This is a genomic window from Mycobacterium szulgai, assembly GCF_002116635.1.
Taxonomy (GTDB): Bacteria; Actinomycetota; Actinomycetes; order Mycobacteriales; family Mycobacteriaceae; genus Mycobacterium; species Mycobacterium szulgai.
Genome location: NZ_LQPW01000082.1, coordinates 41,310 through 68,040, shown reverse-complemented (window position 1 = coordinate 68,040; position 26,731 = coordinate 41,310). Strand labels below are relative to the sequence as shown.

Below are 26,731 nucleotides of genomic sequence, written 5' to 3'. Positions count from 1 at the left end.
TTAAACGTCTACCACAACGCGGCAATAGTTCCGCCGTCGGCGATCTGAGTCGTGCCGGTGATCATCGACGCGTCATCGGACAAGAGGAACGCCACGATGCCTGCCATCTCCTCGGGTGCGGCCATCCTGCCCTGCAGGCGGGAGATCATTCCCAGCGCGCCGCCGGCACCGAGCGCTTCGTCGAACATCGCCATGGCGCTCTGCTGCATCGACGTGTCGACGAAAGCGGGAAGCAACGCGTTGGCACGCACATTCGACGAGCGCAATTCCGCTGCGGTGACGCGACTGAGGTGGCTTATCCCCGCCTTCGACATGCCGTATGCCGCAGTGCCCCCCACGCCGATGTGGCCCGCCAGCGACGACATGTTGACGATCGCTCCGCCACCACGCTCGATCATCTTCGGTGCGGCGTGTTTGGTGCACAGCCATGTACCGCGCAGGTTGATCGCGATAACACGATCAAAGTCCTCGACGCTGGTTTCGAGAAGTGAACCCAGATGAACCACGCCGGCGTTGGCGACGAGTTTGTCCACTCCACCGAACGAGCGGACGCAAGCGTCGACCATGCCGACGACCTGCTCTTCGTTGCTGACGTCAACTCGGTGACCCACCGCCCCGGAACCGATTTTCCGTGCGGCGGCATCCGCCGCTGCACCATCGATATCCGCGCACAGCACGCGACAGCCTTCGCCGGCCAGCCGCTCGGCGACCGCCAAGCCGATCCCCGCACCGGCACCGGTAACGATCGCGGCCTTACCGGCCAGGTCTGGATGGTTCAACCCGCAGCCGCCAACACTTCAGCTCCTATGCCATGCTCGCGAATCGCCCCGAACAGGACAAGGCCAAATCCTGGCATGTCTTCGGAAAGCTTGAGCGCATATACGCCAAGATCCCGCAGAATCCAGGCCACTGTGTCCGAGAGGGGATCGCCGGCCATCGGGCCAGCGGCGCGAGCGAATAGCCCACAGGCCCGCGGAGGTCCAGGCGGCCGCAGGTAGACGATAACTCCGTTGCCCTGAACCGACATACGGGACAATGCGCGGTTGAGCTCGACGCCACATCGGCACCCCTCGGAGCCGAACACGTCTCCCGTCAGGCATTCGACGTGGACGTGCAAGGGAACGGGTACGCCGGCGTCGGCCACGCCGACGATGACTGCCAAATGCTCAGCGCCGCTGTGCACGTCACGAAAGCCGATAACGCGGGAGGCGCCGGCCCAAATGGGCACGACCGTCTCGGTGATCCGGGCCACCTGAGGTTCGGTGCGCCGTCGGTAGGCGACGAGCTCACCGATCGAGATCACTGGCAGGCCGTATTCGACGCCGAATTCGACGAACTCGGCGCCGCGGGCCATCCGCGCGGGGCTGCGGCGCGAGACGATTTCGCCGAGTGCCGTGGCCGGCTGCCGCCCCGCCAGGCGGGCCAGGTCGACCGCCGCCTCGGCGGCGACGGGCCGGCCCAGCACCCCGTTCGTGCACGTTTCCAGCGGGACCACATGGCCCGGACGCAGGAAATCCGAGGCGTGAGATCGTGGCGACGCGAGCGCGGCGATGGTGCGGGCCCGGTCACTTGCCGAAATCCCGGTTCCGGTGCCGCGGACGTCGACCGCAACCCGATAGGCGGGGTCGCTGTGGCACATGGGCGGAAGGTTCAGGCGTCGACATTCATTGCCCGGCAATGCGACTCGGACATAGCCCGAGGTGTGCCGGATGATGAAGGCCAACAGTCGCGCAGTCGCCGCGTCGGCGGGCAACACAAGATAGCCATCGCAATCCCCGTCTCCGGCGAGGACGACGGGTCGCCCCGCCGCCATCGCCGTGATCGCGCGTCGTACCCGCACATCAGTTGTTCTCATCGACACTCCAGCCGCCGAAACCTGCTGCCGTGGAAGACCAAGGGCGCAGTATCGGGATCGGCATTCAGCGCCCATATCTCGAGCAACGCGATGAGGTGGTCTCCCGCGGGAATCTCCTGGTAAAGCCGACAGTCCAAGCTAGCGCTGGCGCCGTGGATCACCACTGCACCGCTGGCCAGCTCGGTCCAGTGCACCCCGGCGAACCGGTCAGCCTCCTTGCGCGACAGGCTGATACACGCATCGCCATGGTGTTGCGCCAATACGCTCACCCCGAGGTGCGGACGGCTGCGTAGCCGCGGCCATGTCGTGGAGCAGCTCTGGATACAGACGGATACCAGTGCCGGGTCGAGCGAGACGGATGTGAACGAACTCGCGGCCATCCCGACTGGCACGCCCTCGTGCGTCGCGCAAACGGCTACGACCCCGGATGGGAAGCAGCCCAACGCCCGCCGTAACGCGGCTTCGTCGAGAAGGTCGGTCGCCGGCATGGCTAACGCAGCCCGTTCAGGAAATCAGCTAGTAGCCGGTTGGTCTCCTCGGGCGCCTCCTGCTGAATCCAGTGACCGACGTCGGCGATCATATGGGCACCCCGGTAGTTCGGCATCACCTCGGCTGCCCTGTCGAGTGCCTCTGCGCCCCAGGTTGTTCCGACGTCGTACTGACCGCCGATGAACATCGCGGGCGGGGTGAGCGGCTGGCCCGCTTGACCGGACAGATCGTGCCAGTCGTTGTCGATGTTGTGATAAAAACTCAGCGGCCCGCCGAAGCCGGAGCGCTCGAACTCGCCGGCATAGAAGTCCGCATCGTCGTCGGTGAACCAGGCTGGCATTGTCTCGGGATAGATGAATGCGTCCTTGAGTCGGGCGCCCTCGGCCATACACAGTGGGCCGGCCCTGATCACGTCGATCGGGTCCATCGCTGCCAGGTCCACGCCCGCGTCGACGGCTGCTTTGGTGGCTGCGATCATCCCCTCTCCGGAGACCGTATAAGTCAGTCCCACCAACCAGCTGCGCACGTCCTCTTCGATCTCGGCGATGATGCCGTCCTGCGCGGAGAAGTAATCCTGATACCAGATCCGGTCTTCACCGGCGAGGATCAGATGGTAGTCGTTGGGGCGATGCTCACCGAAAGGACTGCCGGGCAGGCCGATCACACCGCGGCCGGCGAACGGAACGCTGATGCCGACCACACCGGCGCAGCGCTCCGGGTGCAGCCAGGCAAACGTCCAGGCGACGGGCGCACCCCAGTCATGTCCCACCACGAAGGCGCGCTGGGCACCGTAGGCGTCGACCACACCAAGCACGTCACCGACCAATTCCTTGATCCGATAGGCCGATTGGACGCGGTACTTGGACGAGCGTCCGTAGCCACGCTGGTCGACGGCGACCACCCGGTACCCCGCGGCGGCGAGCGCCGGAATCTGATGCCGCCACGAGTACCAGGACTCCGGAAACCCGTGCAGCAGCACCACCAGCGGTCCCTCGCCGTCCTGCACCGCGTGGATACGGGTGCCCCGACAGTTCAGCATGCGATGAGTCGGTGCCATGTCGACCTCTTCTCAGTGAATTCTGGCTGCGCTGACGAGTTGATCCATGGGCCGCTCTGGTGCCGAACGATTTTCGTAGTTGCGGGCGATCAGCGTCTTCTCACCGGCCAGCATGGTGCGCGCCCACTTACCCAGGACACGCTTGGCGATGCCCGGCTTCATCAACGCCGACGGCGGTTTGACCAGGTGCACGACCGCCAGGAACTCGCGGTAGGCGTCGAGATCGTCGTGCACCAGCTCCAGTAGACGATCCATGTACCAGGTGAGAACGCCGAAATAGAACGGGCGCTTCTTGTTCACGTCCCTCATCCAGTCGAAGCGCAGATTCTGTTCGCGGATGACGAACCAGGCCGTATCGGCCATCTTGGCGATGGACTTGTAATACCGGCGTGGCAGATCGCGGTGGCCCGCGCCGTATCTCGTCAGCAGCAGCTGCATCTGGCGAACTTCCTTGAGCGCCAGGCTCATACCAAGCCCCGATACCGGGTCGGCGCTGGTGTAGGCATCGCCGACGGCTAACAGCGCACGCGGCAGGTTGTGCTTCTTTTCGTAGTGCAGGCGCAGCATGTTCGGATAGCGGAAATTGTAGATCGGCGACGCCGGTTCGAGTCCGTCGATGTTCTCGCCGATAACGGGTGACGGCATCAGATTGGCGAACTCGCGGAATTCGGCAGCGGTGCGCGGCGGCGAGTAACAGTTGTAGGCCACCAACGAGGTGGACAGCAGCGTACGTGAGCTGTCGGTGTAGTACTGGGCGGCGTAGGTGTCCTCGAACGGGCGGTACGCGTAGCAGATCACCATCACCTTGTCGTTCCATTGCCGCTCGGGCGGAACCCGGTGCTGCATCGTGGAGTAAAAGCAATTGATGATGTCTTGCTCGATCTCGGGGGCTCCGATTCCGATGCGCTCCAGGAATTCCGGCACGCGGGTGTTCTTGCCCGAGGCGTCCACGACGAACTCGGCCGCCAGCACCTCGGGCTCAGCGCCACTGCGCTGGACGGCGACTCCGATGACGGTGTTGGCATCGCGATCGAACACGAGATCGGTGACCTCGGATTCGTATCGGAAGTCGATCCTCGGTTCGTTGTCCAGCCGGCGTCGCACACACCATTCCAGCAGCGGGCGTCCGGCGCAGACGATTTCGATGTCACTGGTACCGGGCTTCTTCCAACTGCCGCCCAAGCGAATCCGGTATTGCGCGGCCATGTCGACCTTGAACGCGCCTTCACGCACCATGTCGTCGACAATGCCGGGGAACAGGCGCTCGAGTTCGATCTGTCCCGCGGTCAGCAGGTGATGCAAATGCCAGCCCTGCGCCGCCCCAGGCCTCCCCTCGCGGCGTCGGTGCGGATCGTCCTTCTCGAGGACGATGACGCGCTCGAAATTTTCACTGCACACCTTGGCTGCCGCGATGCCCGCGATGCTGCCGCCGATGACCACTGCGGTACCGCGGCCGCTACGGCGCAATGCAGCGATGTCCAGGGCCGAGTGGTCGAGGTAAGCCGGTTCGCGGCGACGCGCTGCTCCGCTGGCGACAAACTTCTCGTAGTAGAGGCCGGCACTATGAAAGCCGTTGTTGCCCAACCAGGTTCGGGTGGCCTCGACCATCGCTGCTGGACCGCACAGATAGATGTCGGCGTCACCATCGGCCAGCATGCGGTCCTGCAGAAGATCGGTGACCAGCCCGGTCCGTCCGTCCCAATCGGCTCCCGGTCGCGAGACGATGACATGCAGCTCCAAACGGGGAATACGCCGCCGCAGCGCGGTGAGTTCGTCGAGTTTGCACAGGTCTTCGGTAGCGGTCACCCCGTACAGCAGGTACACCGGATGCGCGATATCGGCATTCAGGCTCTGAGCCATGGCCAGGATGGCGGACAGGCCGGTGCCGCCCGCGACCAGGATCAACGGGCGCACGATGGGGCGCAGGTAAAAGTTGCCTTTGCTGCAGCGCAATGCAATTCGGTCACCAGGTTTCGCGCGGTCGCGAAGGTAATTGGACATCACGCCGTCGGGGAGCAACCGGATGATGAATTCCAGTTCGCCGTGATCGTCGACTGGATGTGCGTACGAGTAGTTACGCCATACGTCGGTGCCGGGAACCTGCAACTGTGCGTATTGGCCGGCTCGGTATTTCAGTGCTCCCGCCAAGCCGGCGACGTCCACGCGCAAGATGGCGGTGCTGGGTGACACCAGGTCGACCGCGGTAATCACGCCGTCGCCGGCAACCAGCAGCGCCGCGTTGTCGTTGGCCGGATACTGCAGTTCGATTCGGCAATCGGATTCCGGGAATGTCTGGCAGGTGAGTATCTTTCGCGCTTCGCGCTCCACATCGGAGAGCCCCTCGGTGCGCCCCATCTCGTAGCGGCCCGCAGTGCAGGTCGCCACACACGTGCCGCAGATCCCACTCTGGCACTCGTTGACGATCGCCACGCCGTGTTCCTCGGCGGCATCGAGCACCGTCTGGTCCGGCCGCACCGGCATGGACTTGTGCGTTCCGTCGGAATAACCGACCGTGACCTGATGATTGGTCATCGCTAGACGACCACTGCCGCAGGCTTCTTGGGCTTATTGGCTATGCGGGCGTTGAGTCGGGGCATGACCTCTTCGGCCAGGAGTCGCAACGACTCCATCCATGGGCCCGGATGCTCCCGATAGTCGAATCCAAGCACCAGGAGGTGACCGAAACCGCCGACCTGGTCGTAGGTGGCTTCGAGCTTGTCGACCACCGTTTCGACCGACCCGACTACGAATGTGTTCTCGGCGAGATACTCCGGAGTGACGTCTTCATCGGGCACCGATGGGTTGTGCTTATAAAACTTCGTCATGCCGAACATGCGAAACGTCGGCAGTACGTACTCTCGCATGGCGCGACCCATGGTGCCGTCGACGGCATACCGGAACGCCTGCTCGTCGGTCTCGGCGACCAAGACCTCACGCACCAGCCGCCAATCACGGCGGTCCGGGGTCCGGCCGCTGCGCTCGGCGCCTTCCAATACGGCATCCCAGTGGGTGGCTACGTATTCGGTATTGAGGTCCAAACTCATTGGCAGATAACCACGTTCGCCGGCCAGCTTCAGCGTTTCGGAACCCGCGCTGAAACCGGTCACGCCGATCGGCGGATGGGGCTTCTGGAAGGGCTTGATGTGACGCTTCATCAGGCCCTCGAACATCGGCGCGATTCCGTTTGCGTTCCAGTACTTTCCGCGGTGTTCCCACGGCTCGTCCTCGGTCCAGATGCGCAACATGATTTCGAGGGCTTCGCGCGTCATCTCGCGATGCTCGCCATTCTTGCCGTCCACGTCGTAGAGGGCCCAGTCGCCGGGGATACCGCTGGCGCCGACGCCGAGCATGAAGCGGCCCTGGGCGAGATGATCGAAATACGCAACGCGATGGGCTAATTCAACCGGGTGGTGGTACGGCAGCAGATGCGCACCGGGTGCAAGCTTGATGTGCTTCGTGCGTAGCAGCGCCTGAGCCAACAGCAGATCAGGTGCGCAGATCGGCTCCCACGGCACGGTGAAGTGCTCACCAACCCAGGCTTCGACGTAGCCGAGCTGGTCGGCCAGTTCAATGATGTCCAGGTCCCATTGGGTGGCGTCGTACAGGGAGCGCTCCGGTGGGTGGGCCGGCATGAGGAATATTCCGATCTCCATGTTCAACCCTTCTTGGTCGGTGCACGGCGAGCTTCTGTAGGTATACCACAGTACTACCAAGATACTTCGCTGCGCACAAGTGCCTTTTTGTATGCGGTTTTAGCCCTCTATGGGCAGAACGCGTGCGTATTGGCTATGGACATCAGCACTAGCGGCCGCGTAATCTCCCAAACGTCACCCGTTCAGCGCGCACTGAGCAGTAAGGAGCCGCCATGAGCGTCACCGGGGTTCGTCCGGTCGATCGCCCGTCGGATGAGGAGCGGCCGCATCGCGTTCCGGATTTTGAGTACATCGGCTACGAAACCGTCGACGACGGCCGGATCGCCACCATCACGCTGAACCGACCGAAACAACGCAACGCGCAGACGCGCGGAATGCTCGTGGAGTTGGGCACCGCTTTCGAAATCGCCGAAGCCGACGACGCGGTCCGCGTAGTGATCCTGCGTGCCGCAGGCCCGGTCTTCTCCGCCGGGCACGACCTCGGTTCGGCCGACGATGTGCGGGAACGGTCACCTGGCCCGGGCCAGCACCCCACCTATCAATGCAACGGCGGAACCTTCGGTGGGGTGGAGTCGCGTAACCGCCAGGAGTGGCATTACTACTTCGAAAACACAAAGAGGTGGCGCAATCTGCGCAAAATCACCATTGCCCAGGTGCACGGAACCGTCCTATCGGCGGGTCTCATGCTGGCGTGGTGCTGCGATCTGATCGTGGCAAGCGAAGACACCGTATTCGCCGATGTCGTCGGCACCCGGCTCGGAATGTGCGGTGTCGAGTACTTCGGCCATCCCTGGGAGTTCGGCGCGCGCAAAGCCAAGGAACTCCTGCTTACCGGCGATTCGATCGGCGCGGACGAAGCGCACGCGCTGGGAATGGTGAGCAAGGTGTTTCCCAGTGGCGAATTAGCCAGCAACACAATCGCATTCGCCCGCCGCATCGCCAAGGTTCCGACGATGGCAGCCTTGCTCATCAAAGAATCGGTGAACCAAACCGTCGATGCCCAGGGGTTCTCGACCGCACTGGACGGTTGCTTCAAGATTCATCAGCTCAATCACGCGCACTGGGCCGAAGTCACCGGTGGCCAGCTGTCGTATGGAACGGTCGAGCACGGCCTTGACGACTGGCGCGCCACACCGGAGATTTCGCCTTCGACCAAACAGCGGCCCTGACGCGGCAGCGGCGAGTGGACGTCACCTATCCCCCTGAAGCGGAGGCCTTTCGCTGCCAGATCCGTGCTTTTCTGGCCGAGCATCTGCCCAGCGGCTGGTCTGGCCCCGGGGCGCTACCACCCGACGAGCGAGAAGCGTTCGGGTTGCAGTGGCGCCAGGCCCTGGCTGGCGCCGGTCTGGTCGCGGTGTCCTGGCCGAAGAAGTATGGCGGCGGCGGTCTTTCGGCGATCGAACGGGTGGTATTGGCCGAGGAGTTTTCCCGAGCCGGCGCGCCCGAGCCGCCGGAGAACGATCTTCTTGGTATCGAGCTGTTGGGCAACACGCTGATCGCGCTCGGATCGGCGGAGCAAAAGCGGCATTACCTGCCCCGCATCTTGAGCGGCGCGGACCGCTGGTGCCAGGGATTCTCTGAGCCCGAGGCCGGCTCGGATCTGGCGGCGGTGCGTACCAGGGCCGTCCTCGACAGCCGGGGTTCGCCGGATGAGTGGGTGATAAACGGCCAGAAGACCTGGACCTCGGCGGGCGCAACCGCCAATTGGATTTTCCTGTTGGCCAGGACAGACCCGCGCGCTCCCAAACATAAGGGACTGTCCTTCTTGCTGGTCCCCATGGATCAGCCTGGCGTCGCGGTCCGGCCGATCGTCAACGCCGCCGGGCATTCGGCGTTCAGCGAGGTCTTCCTCACCGACGCCCGCACCGCTTCGACCAACGTCGTCGGCGGAGTCGGGGACGGCTGGTCGGCCGCGATGACCCTGCTGGGTTTTGAACGCGGGTCACAGGTGACCACCGCGGCCCTGGCGTTCGGCCGGGACCTGGAGCGGCTGTGCGTGCTCGCGCGCGAGCGCGCAGTGCACACCGATCCGCGGATCCGCGATGGCTTGGCGTGGTGCTTTTCTCGTGTTCAGATCATGCGCTATCGAGGCTACCGGGGTCTCACCATATCGATGAACGGACATCTGCCCGGCGCCGAGGCTGCCATTACCAAAGTCATTTGGAGCGAATACTTTCGGCGCTACACCGAATTGGCCGCCGAAATCCTCGGCCTGGATGCGCTCGGCCCACCGGGGCCGGGCAACGGCGGTGCCCGGCTGGTCCCCCAGGCCGGCACACCGAACTCCCCCGCATGCTGGATGGACGAGTTGCTCTACGCGAAGGCCGCGACAATCTACGCCGGCAGTTCACAGATTCAGCGCAATGTGATTGGTGAGCAACTGCTCGGGCTTCCCAAGGAACCACGTCCGGAACCCGAAGTGGTGGGCTGACATGGAGTTTCAGTACAGCAAGGAACAGGACGACTTCCGCGCCTCGCTGCGCAGCTTCCTTCGAGACCAGGCGCCGCCGGCCCGGATGCGTCAGGTGGCGGCTCTCGACGGCCATGACCGCAGCCTGTGGCAAAGGTTATGCGGCGAACTGGAGCTACCGGGTTTGCACATGCCGGCCGAGTACGGGGGCGTAGGAGCCACCCTGGTCGAAGCGGCGATCGCTTTCTGCGAACTCGGCCGGGCGCTTACTCCAGTTCCGTTTGCCAGCAACGTGTTTGCGGCCGAGGCAATCTTTCGCCTGGGCGACGAGGAGCAGCGCAAGACCTTGCTCGCCGGTTTGCTGTCGGGCGCACAGATCGGAGCATTTGCCGCCGTTGGCGCGCGCGTCGCTGATACGTCCGAGGCAACCGTGCGGGCCTGTCGCATCGCCGGTCGCACTGTGCTCACCGGCGAATGTGTCCCGGTGCCGCACGGTCATGTTGCCGATCTGTTCGTCGTTCCCGCGCTCACCGACGGCGTGGTGGCAATGCACGTCGTGTCTGCCGACGCTCCGGGAGTCACGGTCGTACCGCTGCGCTCGTTCGACATCAGCCGTCCTGTCGCCTCGTTGCGGCTTGTGCAGGCGCCGGCCGATGTGCTGGCCGCAGGCCCCCCCGGTGACCTGGAGCGGGTACTTGACGTGGCGCGGGTACTACTGGCCGCCGAGATGCTCGGCGGCGCCGAGGCCTGTCTGCAACTTACGGTCGAATACGCCCAGACCCGACGGCAATTCGATCGACCGATCGGTTCGTTCCAGGCGGTCAAGCATGCGTGCGCGGACATGATGATAGAAATTGACGCGACCCGTGCCGCGGTGATGTTCGCCGCGATGACAGCCGCCGACGATGCCGAACTATCCGTTGCCGCACCCTTGGTGAAGGCGCAGGCCGGCGACACATTTGCGTTGTGTGCCGGCTCGGCGATCCAGATCCATGGCGGCATCGCCTTCACCTGGGAGCACGACCTGCACTTGTACTTTCGCCGTGCCAAGACCAGCGAGGCGTTATTCGGCAGCGGTGCCCAGCATCGAGCCCTGCTCGCCGACCGCGCGGGCATTTAGATATTGGCCGTCACGGCCGCGGGCATGTGCGCCGGTTGCCCGGTCAACTCAGACGGGGCCACTACGGCCCGCGCGCGTCGTTAACGCCCCAGCGGACTAACCGCCCAATGCGGCGAGGGCCGCATCGTAATCGGGCTCTTGCGCGATCTCCGGCACCAGCTCGGTGTAGGCGACGTTGCCGTCGGGGCCGATCACCACGATGGCCCTGGCGAGCAATCCGGCCATCGGACCGTCGGAGATGGTGACTCCGTAGTCCTCGCCGAAGCTGTCCCGGAATGCCGACGCGGCGCTGACATTTTCGGTGCCCTCAGCGCCGCAAAAGCGCTTTTGGGCGAACGGCAGATCCTTGGATATGCACAGCACGCTCGCGCCGCTGGCGGCGGCGCGCTCGTCGAAGGTGCGCACACTCGTCGCGCATACCGGTGTGTCGATGGAGGGAAAGATGTTCAACAACACCGACTTACCCCGGAACTGATCGCTTTTGACCTCCGCCAGGTCGGCACCGGTCAGTGTGAACGCCGGGGCTGGTGATCCGACAGCGGGTAGGTCGCCGACAGTGTTGATCGCGTTTCCGCGCAGGGTTATCTGTGCCATGGGCACAGTCTGCCAAGGCCACCGACGCGGCTTTCGGGCAGGTCTCCCCCTCTGCGTCTGTCCTAATTCGTGGGGTGCGTGGCGTAGACGACATGGCCTACTCTGCTCAACACTGGGTTCATGGCCCGCAAAGTGGTGATCGTCGGCTTCCCCGACGTGCAGGCCCTCGACGTGGTGGGCCCTCATGAGGTATTCACGTCCGCGTCGTTGTTGACCAACGGTACGTACGAGGTGGTCCTCGCCTCGGTCGGCGGCCAGCCCATCAGCACCGCAACCGGTCTGGCCTTTGTGTCGAGGCCGTTGCCAGATCCCGACGAGGTCATCGACACGGTCATCGTGCCCGGCGGCGGCGGGGTGGACGCCGCGCGATCCGACGCAGTGCTGATGGACTGGATCCGATCCGTTTCCGGCCGCGTCCGCCGCTTCGTCACCGTTTGCACGGGTGCCTTCCTGGCGGCCGAGGCGGGGCTGCTGGACGGTTGCCGGGCGACTACACATTGGGCGTTCGCCAAGCGGTTGGCCCGCGATTTTCCGGCCATCGACGTCGATCCCGATCCGATCTTCGTCCGCAGCTCCGAGACGTTATGGACCGCCGCGGGCGTCACGGCGGGAATCGACCTCGCCTTGTCACTGGTCGAGGATGACCACGGCACGGAGGTCGCCCAGACGGTCGCTCGCTGGCTCGTGCTTTATCTACGGCGCCCCGGCGGACAGACCCAATTCGCTGCTCCGGTGTGGATGCCCCGGGCCAAGCGGAATGTGATCCGCACGGTGCAGGAAGCCATTGAGGCGCAACCGGGCGGTTCGCACAGCATCGAAGGTCTGGCGCAGCAGGCGGCGATGAGTCCGCGGCACTTCACCCGGGTGTTCACCGACGAAGTCGGCGAGGCGCCTGGTCAATACGTCGAACGCATCCGTACCGAGGCCGCGCGCAGGCAGCTCGAAGAGACGAACGACACGGTCGTCGCGATTGCCGCGCGCTGCGGCTTCGGGACGGCGGAAACCATGCGGCGCAACTTCATTCGCCGCGTCGGCATTTCGCCTGACCAGTACCGCAAGGCCTTCGCCTAACTTAGGAGATGATGATGACCCAAATCGCATTCGTGGCCTACCCGGGCTTCACCGCGCTGGACATGATCGGTCCGTACGAGGTGCTGCGGCAGCTGCCGCACGCCGAGGTGCGCTTCGTCTGGCATGAAGCGGGTCCGATCACCGCCGATTCGGGTGTTCTGGTACTGGGTGCCACCCACTCGCTGGTTGAAACACCCTCGCCCGACGTGATTCTCGTTCCAGGTGGTCCCGCGACCCCGGTGCACGCGCGTGACGAGAAACTGCTGGAGTGGTTGCGCCAGGCGCACCGGACGGCCAGCTGGACGACGTCGGTGTGTTCGGGTTCGGTGATTCTGGCCGCGGCGGGTCTGCTCGAGAATCGGCGCGCCACATCGCACTGGCTGACCATTCCGGCACTCAAGGCCTTTGGTGCCATCCCTGTCGCTGACGAGCGAATTGTGCACCAGGACAACATCATTACCAGCGCGGGAGTGTCCGCGGGGCTTGATCTCGCGCTGTGGCTGGCCGGGCAGATGGGCGGAGAATCCCGGGCCAAGGCGATCCAGCTGGCGATCGAGTACGACCCACAACCACCGTTCGACTCTGGCCACATGTCGAAGGCGTCGGCCACCACTAAGGCCAGCGCGACGGCGCTGCTGTCCAAGGACAGCGTCAAACCGGCCAACATCAAGGCCGCAACCCTGCTTGCCTGGGATCAGGCGCTGAGCGCGGCGCGCTCTCGGCGGCGCCGGCGGCAGCCCGCTACCTCGACCGTCTAGGTTTACGGCTTGGGCTGCAGGAACTCGTCGGAGGCGAACCTGCCGCCGGCCTGCAGCCAGGCGCTGACCGCCTGCGGCGCATCACGATTCGGGTTGTAGATGTCTTCCTCGCTGGAGAACAACCCGTTGCCGGCGTAGACGAGTCTGGTCCAGTTCGGGAACCAGAACGGCTCACCGCCCGGATCAGTCGGGTGATCGAGCAGGTTCTTGATCATGACGACGACGGCGTCGTTGTCCTCGTCGTAAGCGGTCCAGCCGGACGGGAAGCGCATGTGCGGGAAGGGGGCCATCACGGCGACGATCCAATCCCGCACCGCCTCGCGCCCGTGGAAGACCCCATAGTGATGCTCGGTGTAGACGACATCCTCGGTGAATAAATCCGCAAACGGCCGCCAGTCCCCCGAGGCGGAACACCCTTCGACGACCGCTGTGTAGTGCCGGACGGCTTCTTCGATCTCGGCTTTGGCGAACTGGCCCATACCGGACACACTAGAACCTGTTGCGCTTACGGTCACGGTCAAATGGGGATGGCGAATGGGTGTGTTGGACTTGTTCGATCTGCACGGCAAGACGGCCCTGATCACCGGGGCATCCACCGGCATCGGCAAGAAGGTGGCGTTTGCCTATGTCGAAGCAGGGGCTCAAGTGGCTTTAGCCGCAAGGCATTTCGACGCTGTGGCGGCGGTCGCCGAGGAGATTGCCGCGGCCGGCGGCAAGGCGCTACCCCTCTCCTGCGATGTGACCCAGCAAGAGCAGGTGACCAGCATGGTGGACCAGGTCAGCGCCGAGTTGGGCGGCGTCGACATCGCGGTGTGCAACGCCGGAGTCGTGGGCGTCGTGCCGATGCTGGACATGGCGCTCGAAGAGTTCCAGCGCATTCAGAGCACCAACGTGACCGGCGTGTTCCTCACTGCCCAGGCGGCGGCCAGGGCAATGGTTCAACAGGGCCGGGGCGGCGCCATCATCACCACCGCTTCGATGTCGGGCCACATCATCAACATCCCTCAGCAGGTTGGCCACTACTGCGCGTCCAAAGCCGCGGTCATCCACCTGACCAAGGCCATGGCAGTGGAGTTCGCCCCGCACCGGATCCGGGTGAACAGTGTCAGCCCTGGCTACATACTCACCGAGCTCGTCGAACCGCTAACCGAATACCACGCGTTGTGGGAGCCGAAGATTCCGCTCGGCCGCATCGGGCGGCCCGAAGAACTGACCGCCCTGTATCTGTATCTAGCCAGCGAGGCGTCTAGCTACATGACCGGTTCGGACATAGTGATCGACGGTGGATACACCTGTCCTTGAGGGGAGTTTTGAGTGCGCGCTCTGCAGGGCGAGCGCGGGACAGGTCTGGCTGGTGAAAAGTCCAGAGGCGCTCGCCTATTCGCCATCGCCGGCGCTCGCGGCGGTGGCCGAGTTGGACGGCGCCATCCGGCCGGACGGACAAGCCGCGCTGGTAGTGCAGACGTTCTTCGGTGTCACCAGCCGGCCCGTCCCGGCCGACCGAGTCGAGGGGGTCGCCCAGGCGCTTGCCGGCGACGATGCCAGCGCCCTGTATCAGATCGGCTACTCCTTCGCACCGTTCCACTGCCCGGACTGCGCGGCATCGTACTGCGGTGAGCACTGGAGCTGGCGAACCTTCGAAGACGAACTCTACAGCGGTATCGAGGGCGACTGCCCGCGGGGGCATTTCCATGTGCTGGCCTACTGAATCGGACAGGGACGGCCGAACCGGGTTCGCACACCGGGCGAATACAGCGCACGCAATCGCTCGCCGGCGATCGGTACCCCGCTCGCGTCCACCAGATCGTCGTGTAACTCGACGATCTCGGCCGCCTGCAAAGGCCACGTTTCGTGTTCGTTCGGGACCCACCAGGTCCGGCCGGCCTTGCGGGTGTGTGCGCCCCAGCGCGCGGTGAGCCAGATTTCCAGGGGCGTCGGTTCGATCACATCGCCCACGGTGACCGTCAGCAAGCTGCGCAGTCCACGCCGTGGCCAGCGCCGGACACTGTGATACGTGATGTGTTCGTGCGTCCGCGTCATCCGCATCTTCGCCCAGGTATAGGGGACGCCGAGGCTGATCCGGATGGTGGGCACCACGGCAAGTCGCGCAGTTTCCAGCGACCGGAAGACCACGCCGTGGCGGCCGCCATCATCGATCGAGTACAGCCGGACGTTGGTCTCCAGGAAGCTGCCGAAGTACGGCAGCGGCAGCGCGGTGCCAATCGTGGTGCGGCTCATGGTGAATGGGACCAGCGCGACGTAGGTCATGCCGTTGGCGAATATGTCGGGGCGGGTTCCGGGCGGGTAGAGGTGTTCAACGCTTTGCGGGCGCACCGGCCAGTGCACGAAGGTCAGCTCACCCCAGCACTGGTCGAAGGTCACCGGGCCACGCAGGGGCGGCGAGGTGACCGGATACCCGGCAAGGGCCGATTTCGCACTGGGTCCGGTATCCGACTGGCCTGGGACGGTCATCGGTATATCTTGGCACGCGTTGTATTGCGCGCGTCGATTTCATCCCCAACGCGGGTTACGCCGCACAAGGCAATACACGTCGCCGGTTCGCCATCCGCCGGCCTTCTTCTCCTCGTCCCAGAAATGGGTGCGGACATAGTCTCGAAACTGCGCTTCGGTCGGCAACGCGATAAACGCCTCCGCGGGGCGATCGGACATCATAAAGCGCGCTATTTGCAATGTATCTGAGAAGGAGGTCGTACGCACGGAGTGACAGCTGTGGGAGAAGGCGAAGTCAAATTCCTTGTGCCGGCGCAGCACCCGCGCCATTTCGCGCAGGAGGTCGAAACGCGGCGCACCGAAATACTCGAGCATTCGGTTGCAGCCCGATTCGGCGTCCTTCAGCGCAATTAGCAGCACACCGTCGGTGGAAAGGAAATTCGCTGCACGCGTGACGTGCGACTCCCATTCGCACTCCGGAACGTGGTAGAGGACGTGGCTGAGCACCGCGACCTGCGCGGAGTGCGGCGGATCGGCGCTCATGATCGTGCCGTCGATAATCCGGGCCGCCGGACAATTGGCGGCCAGAGCGCTGCGCATGGCGGCGCTCGGCTCGACGGAATAGACGGCGGCAACGCTTTCCAGCAGAATCCGCGTCAGGTCACCGGTGCCGGCGCCCCAATCGATGGCCACGGCATCGGAGGGGAACTGGGCCACCAGGTCGCGCAGCGCCGAATACAACTGTTCGCGAGAGGCGTAGTTGCGCAGCAGGGCGGCGAACGCTTCGGCATACTCGGCCGTCCCGCGCTGGTAGCGGGTCATCGTAGTCAATTCGCCCTCCGGCCAGACGAGTCAAGACGAAATAATTCGCAGGCTCTGAAAGTAAGCGCGGGCGGCTTACCAGGGAATTGGCGATAATGCCACGATCAGCCGGAATCGAAGGCAAACTGCACAGCCTCGCGCCAGGATTTCCAAGGCGCCCCGGGCTACATGATCCCGAAGCCGTGCAGGGCCTTGGCCCCGAACCAGATCCCGAATACCAGGCCGACGACGACCATGATCGGTCGGTTCTTTTCCCGCAGCCAGCGCAAAACCCGGTCCAGCAGGGAACGCGACTGATCGGGAAAGAATGCGGCCAGGCCGATGATGAGCAGGTTCACGCTCGTTGCTAGCAGTACGAAGGCGATGTAGGACCCGATGTTGGCGACTCGATCCAGCCGGGCGTTACCGATCACGCTGATCGCGGCGAGCGTGAAGACCCAGGACTTCACCGAAACCGTTACCACCCCGGCGCCGATGAACAATGCCTTGGTTGGTGTCGCCGACATCAGCATCGTCATCCACTTCGGCGGTGGCGAATTGGGATCGTCGTCGCTCAACAGCTCGCGCGCCGCCGTGACGAGAAATAGCACGGCGACCACCAGCAGGACGGTCGACATAATCCAGTGATGGGTGCGACCGTTGCCGGCGCTGCGGGCTCCCCAGTGCAGGATGGTGCCGAAAACGAGGCCCTGCAACAGGCGGGTTCCCACATGCCCGGTGATCCACGCGCCGGCCGCGCGGACCCGAGAGGGCGTGCCCAGCAACATGATCGTGATCGCGATCTCGATCGGTTCCAGCGCGCCACCAAGAATCAGCGGGGCAAGGCTGCTCCACATGGCCATCTCCTATTGCGAGCTGACGGCAGCACGCATCTCGGCCTCGGCGATCGCTGCGGCCAGATCGGCGGCGCGCGGCGCAACGCTGACGTCGATGCGGTCGATACCGCCGGTGAATGCGAATGCCTGGCCATACGGCGCGACCGGCGATCCGGTATCGACGCCGACGTCCAGGGTTTCGCCGCTCATCGAGAACCGGAACGGAACCGTGCGCTCGATGTGGCCGGTCGCCACCTCGGACTCGTCGACGCGCAGCGTCACCGACGCGCCCTTGCCGAGTCCGCCACCGTCATAGTCAAACGAAAGGCCAAGGGCGACCGCGCCTTCCGGTAGCGGGTCGGTCGCCGCCACGGTGGTGAGCTCGTGCCCGAGATAGTTGTAGGTGAAGATGGGGATGCCGTCTTGCACGTACAACGTCCAGCCGGCCATCGACCCGCCGATGCAGATCACCACTCCCCGTGCGCCTCCCTGCGGTATCTGCAACTGTGCCCGCAAGTCGAACGATGTGCTGGTGTAGGCCAGGGTCGCGGGTTCTGGGATGCGCACATGATCGGCGTAGTAGGTCACCGAGGTGCGGTCGCCGAGCAGACTCGGCCGGTTGACGGGCAACGCACGGGCCAGCGTCGCGTCGCTGAGCGGGTAGACGTCATACTTGCGTGCTTCGGCGTCGAAGACGGCCTTGAGTTCGGCGAGTTTGTCGGGGTACTGCTCGGCGAGGTCGACGCCCTGGCTGAAATCGTCGGAAAGGTGGTAGAGCTCCCAGCGCTCGGTATCGCCGAACGGGTGGCTCCCGGTACGGACCCAGGGCAGTCGGCCATGGAAGCAAGACGCTATCCAACCCTGTTGGTACACAGCGCGATTGCCGAAGATCTCAAAGTATTGGGTGGTCCGGCGGCTATCTGCGGCCGCGGAGTCGAACGAGTACCGCATGCTGACGCCCTCGATCGGCTTTTGTTCGATTCCGTTGACGCGCTGCGGCATCTCGATTCCGGCGGCATCGAGGATGGTGGGAACGATGTCGATAACGTGATGGAACTGGCTGCGCTGCTCCCCTGCCGCGGTGATTCCCCGGGGCCATGAGATCGCCAGTCCGTTACGGGTCCCCCCGAAATGGGACGCCACCTGCTTCATCCACTGAAACGGTGCGTCCAGCGCCCACGCCCACCCGACGTTGTAGTGGTTTTCGCATCGCGCAGTACCGAAGTCGGCCATATGAGCCAGCAGCCATTCCGGGTCTTCGGGCAGCCCGTTTTGAAACGCCGGGCAGCTCCACGCGCCGTGTAGCGTTCCCTCCGCCGAGGCGCCGTTGTCGCCGCACACGTAGATGAATAGCGTGTTGTCCCATTGCCCTAACTCGTCGATGGCGTGGATGACCCGTTCGATCTGAGCATCGGTGTGGGCCAGGAAGCCTGCGTACACCTCCATCAGGCGCCGGGCCACCGGCTTGTACCGATCGTCGTAGTCCGCCCAACCGGGAATCTGTTCGGGTCGCGGCGTCAACCGGGTTCCGGCCGGAACGATGCCCAGCTCGATCTGACGGGCGAATATCCTGTCCCGCAGGGCATCCCAGCCGTCGTCGAATTGGCCGGCAAACCGGTCCGACCACTCCGGCCACACCTGGTGCGGGCTGTGTGTCGCGCCCGGAGCGAAGTAGACGAAGAACGGTTTGCCCGGTGCCGACGTCTGCTGCAGCCGGATCCATTCGATCGCCTTATCGGCAAGGTCCTCACTGAGGTGGTAGTCATCGCGCCCGACATACGGCTCAACCGGTGTGGTCTGGTCATAGAGCGCCGGTTCGTACTGGGAGGTATCGCCGCCTAAGAAGCCGTAGAAGCGTTCGAAGCCGAGGCCGGTCGGCCAGCGGTCGAACGGTCCGGCGGGACCGATCTCCCAGGTTGGGGTGAGGTGGGCCTTGCCGAACAGCGCTGTGTTGTACCCGTTCATCCGCAGGACTTGCGCCACTGTGGCGGTGCTCTGTGGGAGCACGCTGTCGTAGCCGGGGAATCCGTAGGCGATTTCGCAAATAGTGCCCATGTGCGCACTGTGATGATTGCGGCCGGTCAGCAGTGCCGCGCGTGTCGGCGAGCACAAGGCGGTCGTGTGAAACTGGTTGTAGCGCAGCCCGTTAGCTGCGATCCGATCGAGCGCCGGTGTCGGGACGGGCCCGCCGAATGTCGATGAGGCGCCAAAGCCGACGTCATCAAGCAGTACCACGACGACGTTCGGCGCGTCGGCAGGCGGGTAGGTGATCGCCGGTGTGACCGGTGTTGAATCCGCGGCCGATGGGTTGACGACGCCGCCGAACGGTTTCTCTGCACGCGGTAGGTCGCCCACCGTGCCTCCTTTGGGATAGTGATCTGCTCGCGCAATTACAGCTGCTTAGCACTGAACTTCTGGAATCGCTCGACATTTGCGGATTAAAGTGTCTATCGCGCCGGGTGGTTCCGAATGATGGGGTCACCCAAATCGAGCAGTGGAGGACCAATGAAGATCACCACGATGATAAAGACCGCACTAGCGATCGTGGGCATGACGACGATTGCGCTCACCAATGCACCGATTAGTTCGGCGGCCTATCCGATCACCGGCAAACTCGGCAGTGAGCTGACAATGACCGACTCGGTTGGCCAAGTCGTTCTCGGCTGGAAAGTCAGTGACCTCAAATCCAGCACCGACACCATTCCGGGTTATCCGGTGGCCGGCCAGCTCTGGGAAGCCACCGCCACCGTCAACGCGATCTCGGGCCCTGTCACCCCGGCCATCTCGCAGTTCAACGCCCGCACCGCCGACGGCGTCAACTACCGCGTCCTTTGGATGGCTTCGGGTCCCAACACCATTAGCGGAGCCACAATCCCGCAGGGTGCGCAAGCCAGCGGCAAAATCTACTTCGATGTCACCGGGCCGTCGCCGACCATTGTGGCAATGAATAACGGAATGGAAGATCTGCTGATTTGGGGGCCATGAGCCTATAGACGCAAGCTAATGCGCGCCCAATACACCACTGAGGTACTGGGCGCGGCAGGCCCGACGCGCCAGCTTGCCGCTGGTGGTGCGCGGAATTGCGCCGGCGGGCAAAAAGCGGACATCGGCGACCGTTAATCCGTGGCGGTGCGACACCGCCGTTCGGATCGCCTCGATTGCCGGCTGCGGATCTGCGCGGCTGGTGCCCGCGGCCCGTTCGGCGATGATCACCAATTGCCGGTCGTCTTGTTGGTCATCTTGCTGGTCATGGAAGTCGGACGGAATCGTGAACGCCGTGACGTATCCACGGCGTACCATCGGCGACGCTTCGGTCGCGGTCGCTTCGAGGTCCTGCGGATAATGGTTGCGCCCACCGATTGTCACCAGATCGGCGATGCGGCCGGTGACATACAGCTCGCCGTCGAGGTATACGCCGAGATCGCCGGTACGCAGCCAATTGCCCGCGATCACCGATCCCTCGGCGTGGCTGCTTTCGCTGAGCTGCGACTTCAGCCTGGCGCCGAATGTCCGGCGGGTCTCCTCGGGCCGCGCCCAATAGCCCCGGCCCACGTTGTCGCCCTGCAGCCAGACTTCGCCGACGTCGCCGTCGGGCAGCTCGCTGCCGGTATCGGGATTCACTATGACTCCCCACAGGCTGCGCGCGATCTGACCGCACGACACTTGCACCATCGCATTAGGGGCATCAGGGGCGACCCGTACCGCCTTATTGACCGCCAGTTGCTCGCGGTCGAAGTAGGCAACCGTCGTCTCGGCATTGTGATCGATAGTGGCGATCATCAGGGTCGCTTCGGCGATGCCATAGGAGGGCTTGAACGCGGTGCGCGGTAATCCGTAGGGTGCGAACGCTTTATTGAACGTCGTTACCGCATCGATGCTGACCGGTTCTGAACCGATGATCAGCACGACGTTGCGCAGGTCGATGTCTTCGCCGTCGGTGGGCAGTCCGCGCTGCGCTGCCCACTCGTAGGCGAAGTTCGGCGCGGCGGTGACCACGCGCCCGGTCCTCGACCCGGCTGATAAGGCCTGGATCCATCGTTGCGGCCTGCGGACAAACGCGGCGGGCGACATCAGCGTGGAGTGCCCGCCGTAGACCGCCGGAAAGCCGATCATCGACAACCCCATGTCGTGATAAAGCGGCAGCCAGCTGACCCCGTGGGTGTTGCGGTTCAGTAGGTCGATCGACAGGATCATCTGCACCAGGTTGGTGCCGACCGCTCGGTGAGTGATCTCCACGCCGACCGGCGGCCGGGTGGCACCCGAGGTGTACTGCAGGTGGGAAACGGCGTCCATGTCCAGGTCCACATGAGTGAACAGGTCCCCAGCCGAGTCGGGTATCTGATCGATGAGGATGACGCGGGGCCGCTGCACCTGCGGGAGGTTGGCCAGAAAACTCTCCACCGCGGCGTTGGCCGTCGTCGTTGTCAGCACGACTGTGGGCTGTGAATCGCGAAGCGCCGTCTCGAGACGCTCGGCGTGGCCCGGTAGTTCGGGAGCGAACAACGGCACGGCGATGGTGCCTGCCTTGATCGCCGCGTAGAAGCCGGCTACATAGTCGATGCCCTGCGGCGCCAGGACCGCGACGCGGTCGCCGGGACCCGCGAACTGCTGCACCTGTGCGCCGATGGCGTCCAGTCGGACGCCGAGTTGGGCCCAGGTCACCTCGTGGGCATTTCCCTCAGAGCGTGCGTAGTCCAGGTATCGATAAGCCACCAGATCGCCGACGTTTGCGACGTTGCGCTCGATGAGTGAGATCAGCGTGGTCCCCGCCGGCAATGCGATCCCGCCGTCGGCGTCCAGGCAATCCTCGATCTTTAGCAGGCCTTTTGGCGCTACGGAGTCCTGCTGCGAACCGGAATTCATAGGCGCAGTCTATTCAAGCGCTCTCGTCGGAAACGGGTTCGGCATCGCGACCGAGTCCACTAGAGTCCCAGCGATGGACTCGGGCGACCGTGTACCGAACACGACCCGCGAGGCCGCGCTGGCTAGGGTGCTCGCCTACCGCGAGCGGGGCCGGGCCCGGCCGATGCCGCTTCGTGCAGTGCTTGCCGTCGTCGGTGGCGTGCTCTTGGTCGCGTCCGTCCCGCTGATCGTGTTACTCCCCGAGGCGGGTATCCCGGCGGTGCTGGTCGCATTTCGCCTCCTCGCAGTCGAACTGCACTGGGCGGCGCGCGCGTACGCGTGGACCGATTGGCGTTTCACACAATTGCGGGCCTGGTTTCATCGCCAGTCGCGGATATTTCGCGCGGCAATCCTGGCGGTGCTACTGGTGATGGCCGTAGCGCTGGTGTGGATACTGCTTTACGAGCTGTAGGGATGCTCGCCGAGCGCGCAGTCCCTGCGGAATCCGCCGGCCGGTTCTGCGCGCTCAGTGCACGCTCGGCGCCATCGGCGGCCCCATCAGCAGTACGATCACTCGCGATGCAACCGACCGACTACATCGCTGCGCTACAACGCGATGGCAATCGGATCGCTGCTGTCGCTCACCTAGCCGGGCTGGGCCGCGGGGTTCCCAGCTGTCCCGGGTGGACCATCGCCGATCTGGTGTGGCACGTGGGCAATGCGCACACCTTCTGGAGGGGGGCCGCCACCGGAGCCGTCGCCGGACCCGACACCTACCAGGAGCCCCCCCGACCGGACGAGAAGGCCGTTGTGCAGTGGTTTCGCGACGGCCTGCGGGACACCGTGGACACCCTGGGCCGGGTGGACCCCAGCACGCCCGCGTGGACCTGGGGACGCCGCAAGGAGGTCGGCTTCATTTTGCGTCGCGTTGCGCACGAGACCGCGGTGCACCGCTGGGATGCCGAGACGGCGGGTGGGGCCGACGTGCCCATCGAGAAGACATTGGCCGCAGATGGGGTCGCGGAGTTCCTCGACGATGTGCTGCCAGGTATGTCCAACGATCTGGACGGGCCCGTGCAGGTAATTGCGTTGCGCGCCAACGATATCGACGTGGACTGGACAGTTCGCGCCGGAGGCGGAGCGTGTGAGTCTGCGCCGGCCGCCGCCAGTGCCGATGTCAGGGTGAGCGCGTCCGCATCCGATCTGGTGCTGCTGTTGTGGGGCCGTCGCCGCATCGCTCAGGTGGAAATCGACGGCGATGTGGCGGCGCTCAACCGGTTTCTGGCACGAGCAACGTTCTGAAACCTAGGATGCGGGCTCCTGCTCATCGGGTTCGTCGGGTTCGAAGAACGGGGCACCGAAGTCCGGGACTTCCAGCGGTTCATCATCGCGTACGGCTGAGACGGCGCCGCTGAGCAACGGAGCCAAGCCCGCAAACGAACCAACGTCGAACAACAGCAGCGTCAACAACCGGTTGTGCACGTAGCCGAACGAGGCGCCGGACTCCGGATCTGCCCATCCGACCGTGCCGCCCAGACCGATGTGGCCGTACCCCTCCAAAAACCCTGGCACTGGGGATGATTGGTAGCCCTGGTGGTAGGTGAACGGAAGACCGAGATTCAGATCCGGCCACAGCTCGGCCTTGCCCTTCATGCCGGACACCGCCTCGGACGAGAGTAGCCGGGTTCCGTCGATCACGCCGTCATTGGCCAGCACCGCATACGTCTTGGCGAGCGCACGCGCGGTCACCACCCCGTTGACCGCCGGCAGCTCACCGTCCAGAAAGGGCATGTCGCCCTGCAACATCGACATCATGCCCGGGAAGTAGATCGAGCCCAGAAGCCCCGAGAACGATAGGCCCGCCACTTTCGGCGCGATGAAATCGAGCAGCGGAGTCGGAATCTTGGCTTGCGGAACCAGCGTCTGCGCCGCTGTGGTCGGTGAGTCGGCCGGTGGCCGGCCCAGATGCAGACCGTCGGTATTGAGCGGGCGGGCCAGCTCTTCGCGGAACAGTTCGCGCATCCCCTTGCCGGTCACCGCACGGGCCAGCCCCGACAGCAGCCATCCGTAGGTAATGGCGTGATAGGCCATTTTTCCGTGCGTGCGGTCCAGCGGCGCCGCGGCAAGCCGCTCCTCCATCAGCAGGTGGTCCATGACCTCGTCCTTGCCGACGCCCTTGAGGTGTGACAGCCCGGCCCGATGCCGCAACACGTCGCTGACGGTGATCTCGGACTTGCCGTTGGCTGCGAACTCCGGCCAGTATTCGGCGACCGGCGCGTCGTAGGCCAGCAATCCCCGGTCGACCAGCAGATGAATGATGGTGGCCGCCAACCCTTTGGTCGCCGAGAACACCATCGCCCCGGTGTCGGCGGTCCATGCCACCTCGCCTTTGCGATCCGACCAGCCGGTCCACACGTCGACGACAGGCCGGCCCTCGAGATAGACCGAGAGTGCGCCGCCGCCGAACTTGCGGCCCGGGTACAGCCCGGCGAACGCGCGAATGACGTTCAGGAAGCGTGAATCGCAGGCACCCTGGACTCCAGAGGGCAGGCCATTGTCGGCGGTGAGAAGAGACGGTTCAGCCATACCGTGCATGATTGCAGCCCAGTGGACGCCCGGCGCACGGGAATGCCGTTTTCCGACGATCCAACTCACGGTTTGGGCCGGAATTGGCCGGCTGTCGTTGCGTCAGCGATGCGGTTCCCGGCCGACGAACATCCGGCAACGGCGACGCCGCCGGCCGCAATGGCACCGGTGGTACTGGCGGCGACGGTGGCGCCGGGCGCAGCGGCGCGCTTGGTTGCGGCACCGGCGCGAAGGGCCAACCCGGCTAGTTACATCCAGAGGCGGCCCAGCGCCTCGGCCATGGCTTCTGGATCCTGTTTGTCGGCGTTGCAGCTGATCGCCACCGAAGTACGCCGGTCGCTGCTGACGCGGAAGGCGGTGACGAACCCGGCCCAGGCGCCGTCGTGATCGAGCATGCCGTTGGCCAGTGCGAAGATCCCTGCGCCGTAGCGGTCGCCGCCGCCCGGCTCGGTTTGCACCGCTCCGGCCAGTTGCGCATCGAGCAGCTTCGGGCCGCCCACTTTGCCGGTTCGGTAGTTGTCGCCCCAGCGGACCAGCTGGCTGGGCGTGGTCTGGATGCCGCCGTCGCCGACCTGTTCCCAGGCCGAGTCGGCCAATCGGTACTCGCCTTCGGTCTTGGTGTACGACAACGCTTTGGCGGGCAGTCGTGCCACCGGATCCAGCACCATGACCAGATCGAGCGGCTTGAAGATCTCCGCGCTGAGGTAGTCCGGCAGCGGCTGCACGGCGACGCGGTGGACGATCTCGCCGAGCAGCAGATAGTTGGAGTTGGAGTACTCGTATCGGCTGCCCGGCTTGAACACCAACTCCGGCGCGCCGGCCAGCGCTTGCAAAGCCTGGGCCTCAGTAGTGCGGTCGCCGTAGCTGTACCCCTGCTCCTGAAGCAGCCCGACGTAGTCGGGGATCCCGCTGGTGTGATGCATCAACTGGACCAAGCTGACTTGCGTGGCCCACGCCGGCATGTCCGGAACATATTGGGAGAGCGGGTCGTCAAGGGTCAGCTTTCCCGCTTCGGCTAGCAGCAGGATCGCCGTTGCGGTGAATTGCTTTGACACTGAGGCGATATCGAAAACGGTGTCCGTCGTGATCTTGGCCCCGGTTCTCAGATCGGCGATTCCGCGCGTACCGGTCCAGGCGATCTTGCCCTCGACGCCCACCGCCGCCGAGCAACCCGGTTCGTCGTCTTTAGCCGCATCGTCCAAGACGGCCTGACTGCTGCGGGCCTTGAAACCGGAGGTGTCCGTGGTGGCAGTGGCGGTCGACCCGGCGGGTGGTGCGGAGTGCGGGCTACCGCCGCAGGCGGCGAGGAGCAGCGCCACCACGAAAAGTCCAAGGGGTCCGCCGAGGCGCCGCCGCTCGGTTCCAGCCTCAGGCATCGGTGCGTAACAGCCGCCCGACCACCGAACGATTCGGATCGGCCTCACGTTCGGCCAGCATCAGGGCGATGCCCTCCTCGATCGCTGCGGCAGTACGCTCACGCACTTTGCGTGCGGCGTTGTCGTCGGCTTCCTGCCCGTGGAACTCGCTGGTGTGGATCGGCTCGCCGAACCAGTAGTACTGCCGTTCCGGGCGCGGCAGCGGAGTCAGTCCAACGCCGCGGACGAGCGGTGGACCGTCAGGCGTGCCCAGCAGCTTCTCGGTGAGAAATTGCATGGGCGCCATCACCAGGGACTGGTTGTCGAACAGAATGTCGATGCCGTGTTCGGCCCCCACCGAGGCGAACGGCACAATCGGGTAACCGTGCTGAATTGCCAAGCGCGCGAACCCAAGTCGATTCTTCCACACCAGCTTGTATTGCTCGTTCTTGCGCTTGTTCACTTCGCGGCCGCCGCCGGGGAACACCATGACCAGTTCGCCACGCCGCATCAACTCCGAGGCGATCTCTCTGGTGCCCTCGACGACGCCCATCTGGGTCAGCGCTTCTCGCCAGCCCGGCACCTTGAAATGGGCGTGATCGCCCAGGGAACGGACCATTCTCCCCCGTTCCCAGAGCTCCGCTGCCAACAACGGCGCATCGACCATGCCAAGGGTGTTGTGGTTGCCTACCAGCAACGCACGTTCGGTCGGCACGTTGTCTATTCCGTAGACCTTGGGCTTGATCAGTCTGCGCAGCGGCTTCATCAGGCGCAGCGCCGCGGCGACGTCGGATTGAGTGGGCGCGGGAGGAACGGTGATGGTCTCGGTGTTCGGCACATCGTGAGTATGCCC

General features: G+C 64.6%; 27 protein-coding genes. 10 read left to right on the top strand and 17 right to left on the bottom strand.

The features are described 5' to 3' along the window. Positions 1–8: 8 nt before the first annotated feature. From AWC27_RS13140 to AWC27_RS13115, 6 genes are read right to left on the bottom strand one after another with little or no spacing between them, the layout of a single operon-like run. Positions 9–779 (bottom strand): SDR family oxidoreductase, encoded by a 771-nt coding sequence (locus AWC27_RS13140; protein WP_085670881.1) that lies wholly within the window; start codon positions 777–779, stop codon positions 9–11. After that, positions 776–1,855, bottom strand: a complete 1,080-nt coding sequence (locus tag AWC27_RS13135) for a 3,4-dihydroxy-2-butanone-4-phosphate synthase (RefSeq protein ID WP_085670880.1) — start codon at positions 1,853–1,855, stop codon at positions 776–778. Before AWC27_RS13135 ends, AWC27_RS13140 begins: the two co-directional genes overlap by 4 nt. After that, positions 1,852–2,343, bottom strand: a complete 492-nt coding sequence (locus AWC27_RS13130) for a flavin reductase family protein (protein WP_085670879.1) — start codon at positions 2,341–2,343, stop codon at positions 1,852–1,854. The genes AWC27_RS13135 and AWC27_RS13130 overlap by 4 nt, the downstream gene beginning before the upstream one ends. A 2-nt stretch (positions 2,344–2,345) precedes the next feature. Next, a complete protein-coding gene (locus AWC27_RS13125; protein ID WP_085670878.1) occupies positions 2,346–3,401 on the bottom strand; it encodes an alpha/beta fold hydrolase in 1,056 nt (351 codons plus the stop codon). Between the two features lie 12 nt (positions 3,402–3,413). Then, positions 3,414–5,933 (bottom strand): FAD-binding oxidoreductase, encoded by a 2,520-nt coding sequence (locus tag AWC27_RS13120; protein ID WP_085670877.1) that lies wholly within the window; start codon positions 5,931–5,933, stop codon positions 3,414–3,416. 2 nt (positions 5,934–5,935) lie between these two features. Next, entirely contained in the window at positions 5,936–7,054 is a 1,119-nt protein-coding gene (locus AWC27_RS13115) for an LLM class flavin-dependent oxidoreductase (RefSeq protein ID WP_085670876.1), read from the bottom strand. Positions 7,055–7,266: 212 nt separating this feature from the next. Between AWC27_RS13115 and AWC27_RS13110 the strand changes: the two genes are divergently transcribed. Genes AWC27_RS13110 through AWC27_RS13100 form a run of 3 tightly spaced genes read left to right on the top strand, consistent with a single transcriptional unit; the run spans position 7,267 to position 10,584 of the window. Beyond that, a complete protein-coding gene (locus tag AWC27_RS13110; RefSeq protein WP_085670875.1) occupies positions 7,267–8,223 on the top strand; it encodes an enoyl-CoA hydratase in 957 nt (318 codons plus the stop codon). A 14-nt stretch (positions 8,224–8,237) separates the two neighbouring features. Next, entirely contained in the window at positions 8,238–9,485 is a 1,248-nt protein-coding gene (locus tag AWC27_RS13105; RefSeq protein WP_085670874.1) for an acyl-CoA dehydrogenase, read from the top strand. 1 nt (position 9,486) lies between these two features. Beyond that, positions 9,487–10,584, top strand: coding sequence for an acyl-CoA dehydrogenase family protein (locus tag AWC27_RS13100; protein ID WP_085670873.1), 1,098 nt, complete (start codon positions 9,487–9,489; stop codon positions 10,582–10,584). A gap of 96 nt (positions 10,585–10,680) precedes the next feature. Here the strand turns inward: AWC27_RS13100 and tpx are convergent, their stop codons facing one another. After that, on the bottom strand, positions 10,681–11,178 hold the full coding sequence (gene tpx, locus AWC27_RS13095) for a thiol peroxidase (protein ID WP_085670872.1): 498 nt from the start codon (positions 11,176–11,178) through the stop codon (positions 10,681–10,683). Between the two features lie 120 nt (positions 11,179–11,298). Here tpx and AWC27_RS13090 point away from each other — a divergent pair, with 120 nt between their 5' ends. Both AWC27_RS13090 and AWC27_RS13085 read left to right on the top strand, forming a co-directional pair. Next, positions 11,299–12,249, top strand: a complete 951-nt coding sequence (locus AWC27_RS13090; protein WP_085670871.1) for a GlxA family transcriptional regulator — start codon at positions 11,299–11,301, stop codon at positions 12,247–12,249. Positions 12,250–12,257: 8 nt separating this feature from the next. Next, positions 12,258–13,007, top strand: coding sequence for a DJ-1/PfpI family protein (locus AWC27_RS13085; protein WP_308207140.1), 750 nt, complete (start codon positions 12,258–12,260; stop codon positions 13,005–13,007). Positions 13,008–13,009: 2 nt separating this feature from the next. Here the strand turns inward: AWC27_RS13085 and AWC27_RS13080 are convergent, their stop codons facing one another. Continuing rightward, complete coding sequence (locus AWC27_RS13080) at positions 13,010–13,486, bottom strand: nuclear transport factor 2 family protein (RefSeq protein ID WP_085670906.1); 477 nt, start codon at positions 13,484–13,486, stop codon at positions 13,010–13,012. 55 nt (positions 13,487–13,541) lie between these two features. Here AWC27_RS13080 and AWC27_RS13075 point away from each other — a divergent pair, with 55 nt between their 5' ends. Beyond that, entirely contained in the window at positions 13,542–14,309 is a 768-nt protein-coding gene (locus AWC27_RS13075) for an SDR family oxidoreductase (protein ID WP_085670870.1), read from the top strand. Between the two features lie 52 nt (positions 14,310–14,361). Then, positions 14,362–14,715: a hypothetical protein gene (locus AWC27_RS13070; protein WP_085670869.1), complete on the top strand. Its 354-nt coding sequence runs from the start codon at positions 14,362–14,364 to the stop codon at positions 14,713–14,715. Here AWC27_RS13070 and AWC27_RS13065 read toward each other — a convergent pair. From AWC27_RS13065 to AWC27_RS13050, 4 genes are all read right to left on the bottom strand, one after another. Then, positions 14,709–15,479 (bottom strand): YqjF family protein, encoded by a 771-nt coding sequence (locus AWC27_RS13065; RefSeq protein ID WP_085670868.1) that lies wholly within the window; start codon positions 15,477–15,479, stop codon positions 14,709–14,711. The two genes, AWC27_RS13070 and AWC27_RS13065, sit on opposite strands and share 7 nt — an antisense overlap. A 39-nt stretch (positions 15,480–15,518) precedes the next feature. Then, entirely contained in the window at positions 15,519–16,280 is a 762-nt protein-coding gene (locus tag AWC27_RS13060) for a class I SAM-dependent methyltransferase (RefSeq protein WP_085670867.1), read from the bottom strand. Between the two features lie 164 nt (positions 16,281–16,444). After that, positions 16,445–17,116, bottom strand: a complete 672-nt coding sequence (locus tag AWC27_RS13055; protein ID WP_245847028.1) for a GAP family protein — start codon at positions 17,114–17,116, stop codon at positions 16,445–16,447. Between the two features lie 9 nt (positions 17,117–17,125). Further along, the gene (locus tag AWC27_RS13050) at positions 17,126–19,450 is read right to left on the bottom strand and encodes an arylsulfatase (RefSeq protein WP_085670865.1); all 2,325 of its coding nucleotides are present in this window, start codon (positions 19,448–19,450) and stop codon (positions 17,126–17,128) included. Positions 19,451–19,600: 150 nt separating this feature from the next. Between AWC27_RS13050 and AWC27_RS13045 the strand changes: the two genes are divergently transcribed. Next, the gene (locus tag AWC27_RS13045) at positions 19,601–20,080 is read left to right on the top strand and encodes an MPT63 family protein (protein ID WP_085670864.1); all 480 of its coding nucleotides are present in this window, start codon (positions 19,601–19,603) and stop codon (positions 20,078–20,080) included. A gap of 15 nt (positions 20,081–20,095) precedes the next feature. Here AWC27_RS13045 and AWC27_RS13040 read toward each other — a convergent pair whose 3' ends face one another. Beyond that, on the bottom strand, positions 20,096–21,958 hold the full coding sequence (locus AWC27_RS13040; protein WP_085670863.1) for a fatty acyl-AMP ligase: 1,863 nt from the start codon (positions 21,956–21,958) through the stop codon (positions 20,096–20,098). A gap of 73 nt (positions 21,959–22,031) precedes the next feature. Between AWC27_RS13040 and AWC27_RS13035 the strand changes: the two genes are divergently transcribed. Then, positions 22,032–22,409, top strand: coding sequence for a hypothetical protein (locus AWC27_RS13035; protein ID WP_085670862.1), 378 nt, complete (start codon positions 22,032–22,034; stop codon positions 22,407–22,409). Positions 22,410–22,516: 107 nt separating this feature from the next. Continuing rightward, positions 22,517–23,239 carry a maleylpyruvate isomerase family mycothiol-dependent enzyme gene (locus AWC27_RS13030; RefSeq protein ID WP_245847027.1) on the top strand — a complete coding sequence of 241 codons (723 nt, stop codon included), beginning with the start codon at positions 22,517–22,519 and terminating at the stop codon, positions 23,237–23,239. Positions 23,240–23,242: 3 nt separating this feature from the next. Here the strand turns inward: AWC27_RS13030 and lipD are convergent, their stop codons facing one another. The 4 genes from lipD to AWC27_RS13015 form a co-directional block, all read right to left on the bottom strand. Further along, the gene (gene lipD, locus AWC27_RS13025; RefSeq protein WP_085670905.1) at positions 23,243–24,523 is read right to left on the bottom strand and encodes a lipase LipD; all 1,281 of its coding nucleotides are present in this window, start codon (positions 24,521–24,523) and stop codon (positions 23,243–23,245) included. Positions 24,524–24,588: 65 nt separating this feature from the next. After that, the gene (locus tag AWC27_RS31065; protein ID WP_169726776.1) at positions 24,589–24,762 is read right to left on the bottom strand and encodes a hypothetical protein; all 174 of its coding nucleotides are present in this window, start codon (positions 24,760–24,762) and stop codon (positions 24,589–24,591) included. A gap of 9 nt (positions 24,763–24,771) precedes the next feature. After that, positions 24,772–25,899, bottom strand: coding sequence for a serine hydrolase domain-containing protein (locus AWC27_RS13020; protein WP_085670860.1), 1,128 nt, complete (start codon positions 25,897–25,899; stop codon positions 24,772–24,774). Beyond that, positions 25,892–26,644 (bottom strand): lysophospholipid acyltransferase family protein, encoded by a 753-nt coding sequence (locus tag AWC27_RS13015; RefSeq protein ID WP_085670904.1) that lies wholly within the window; start codon positions 26,642–26,644, stop codon positions 25,892–25,894. Before AWC27_RS13015 ends, AWC27_RS13020 begins: the two co-directional genes overlap by 8 nt. Positions 26,645–26,731 lie beyond the last annotated feature (87 nt).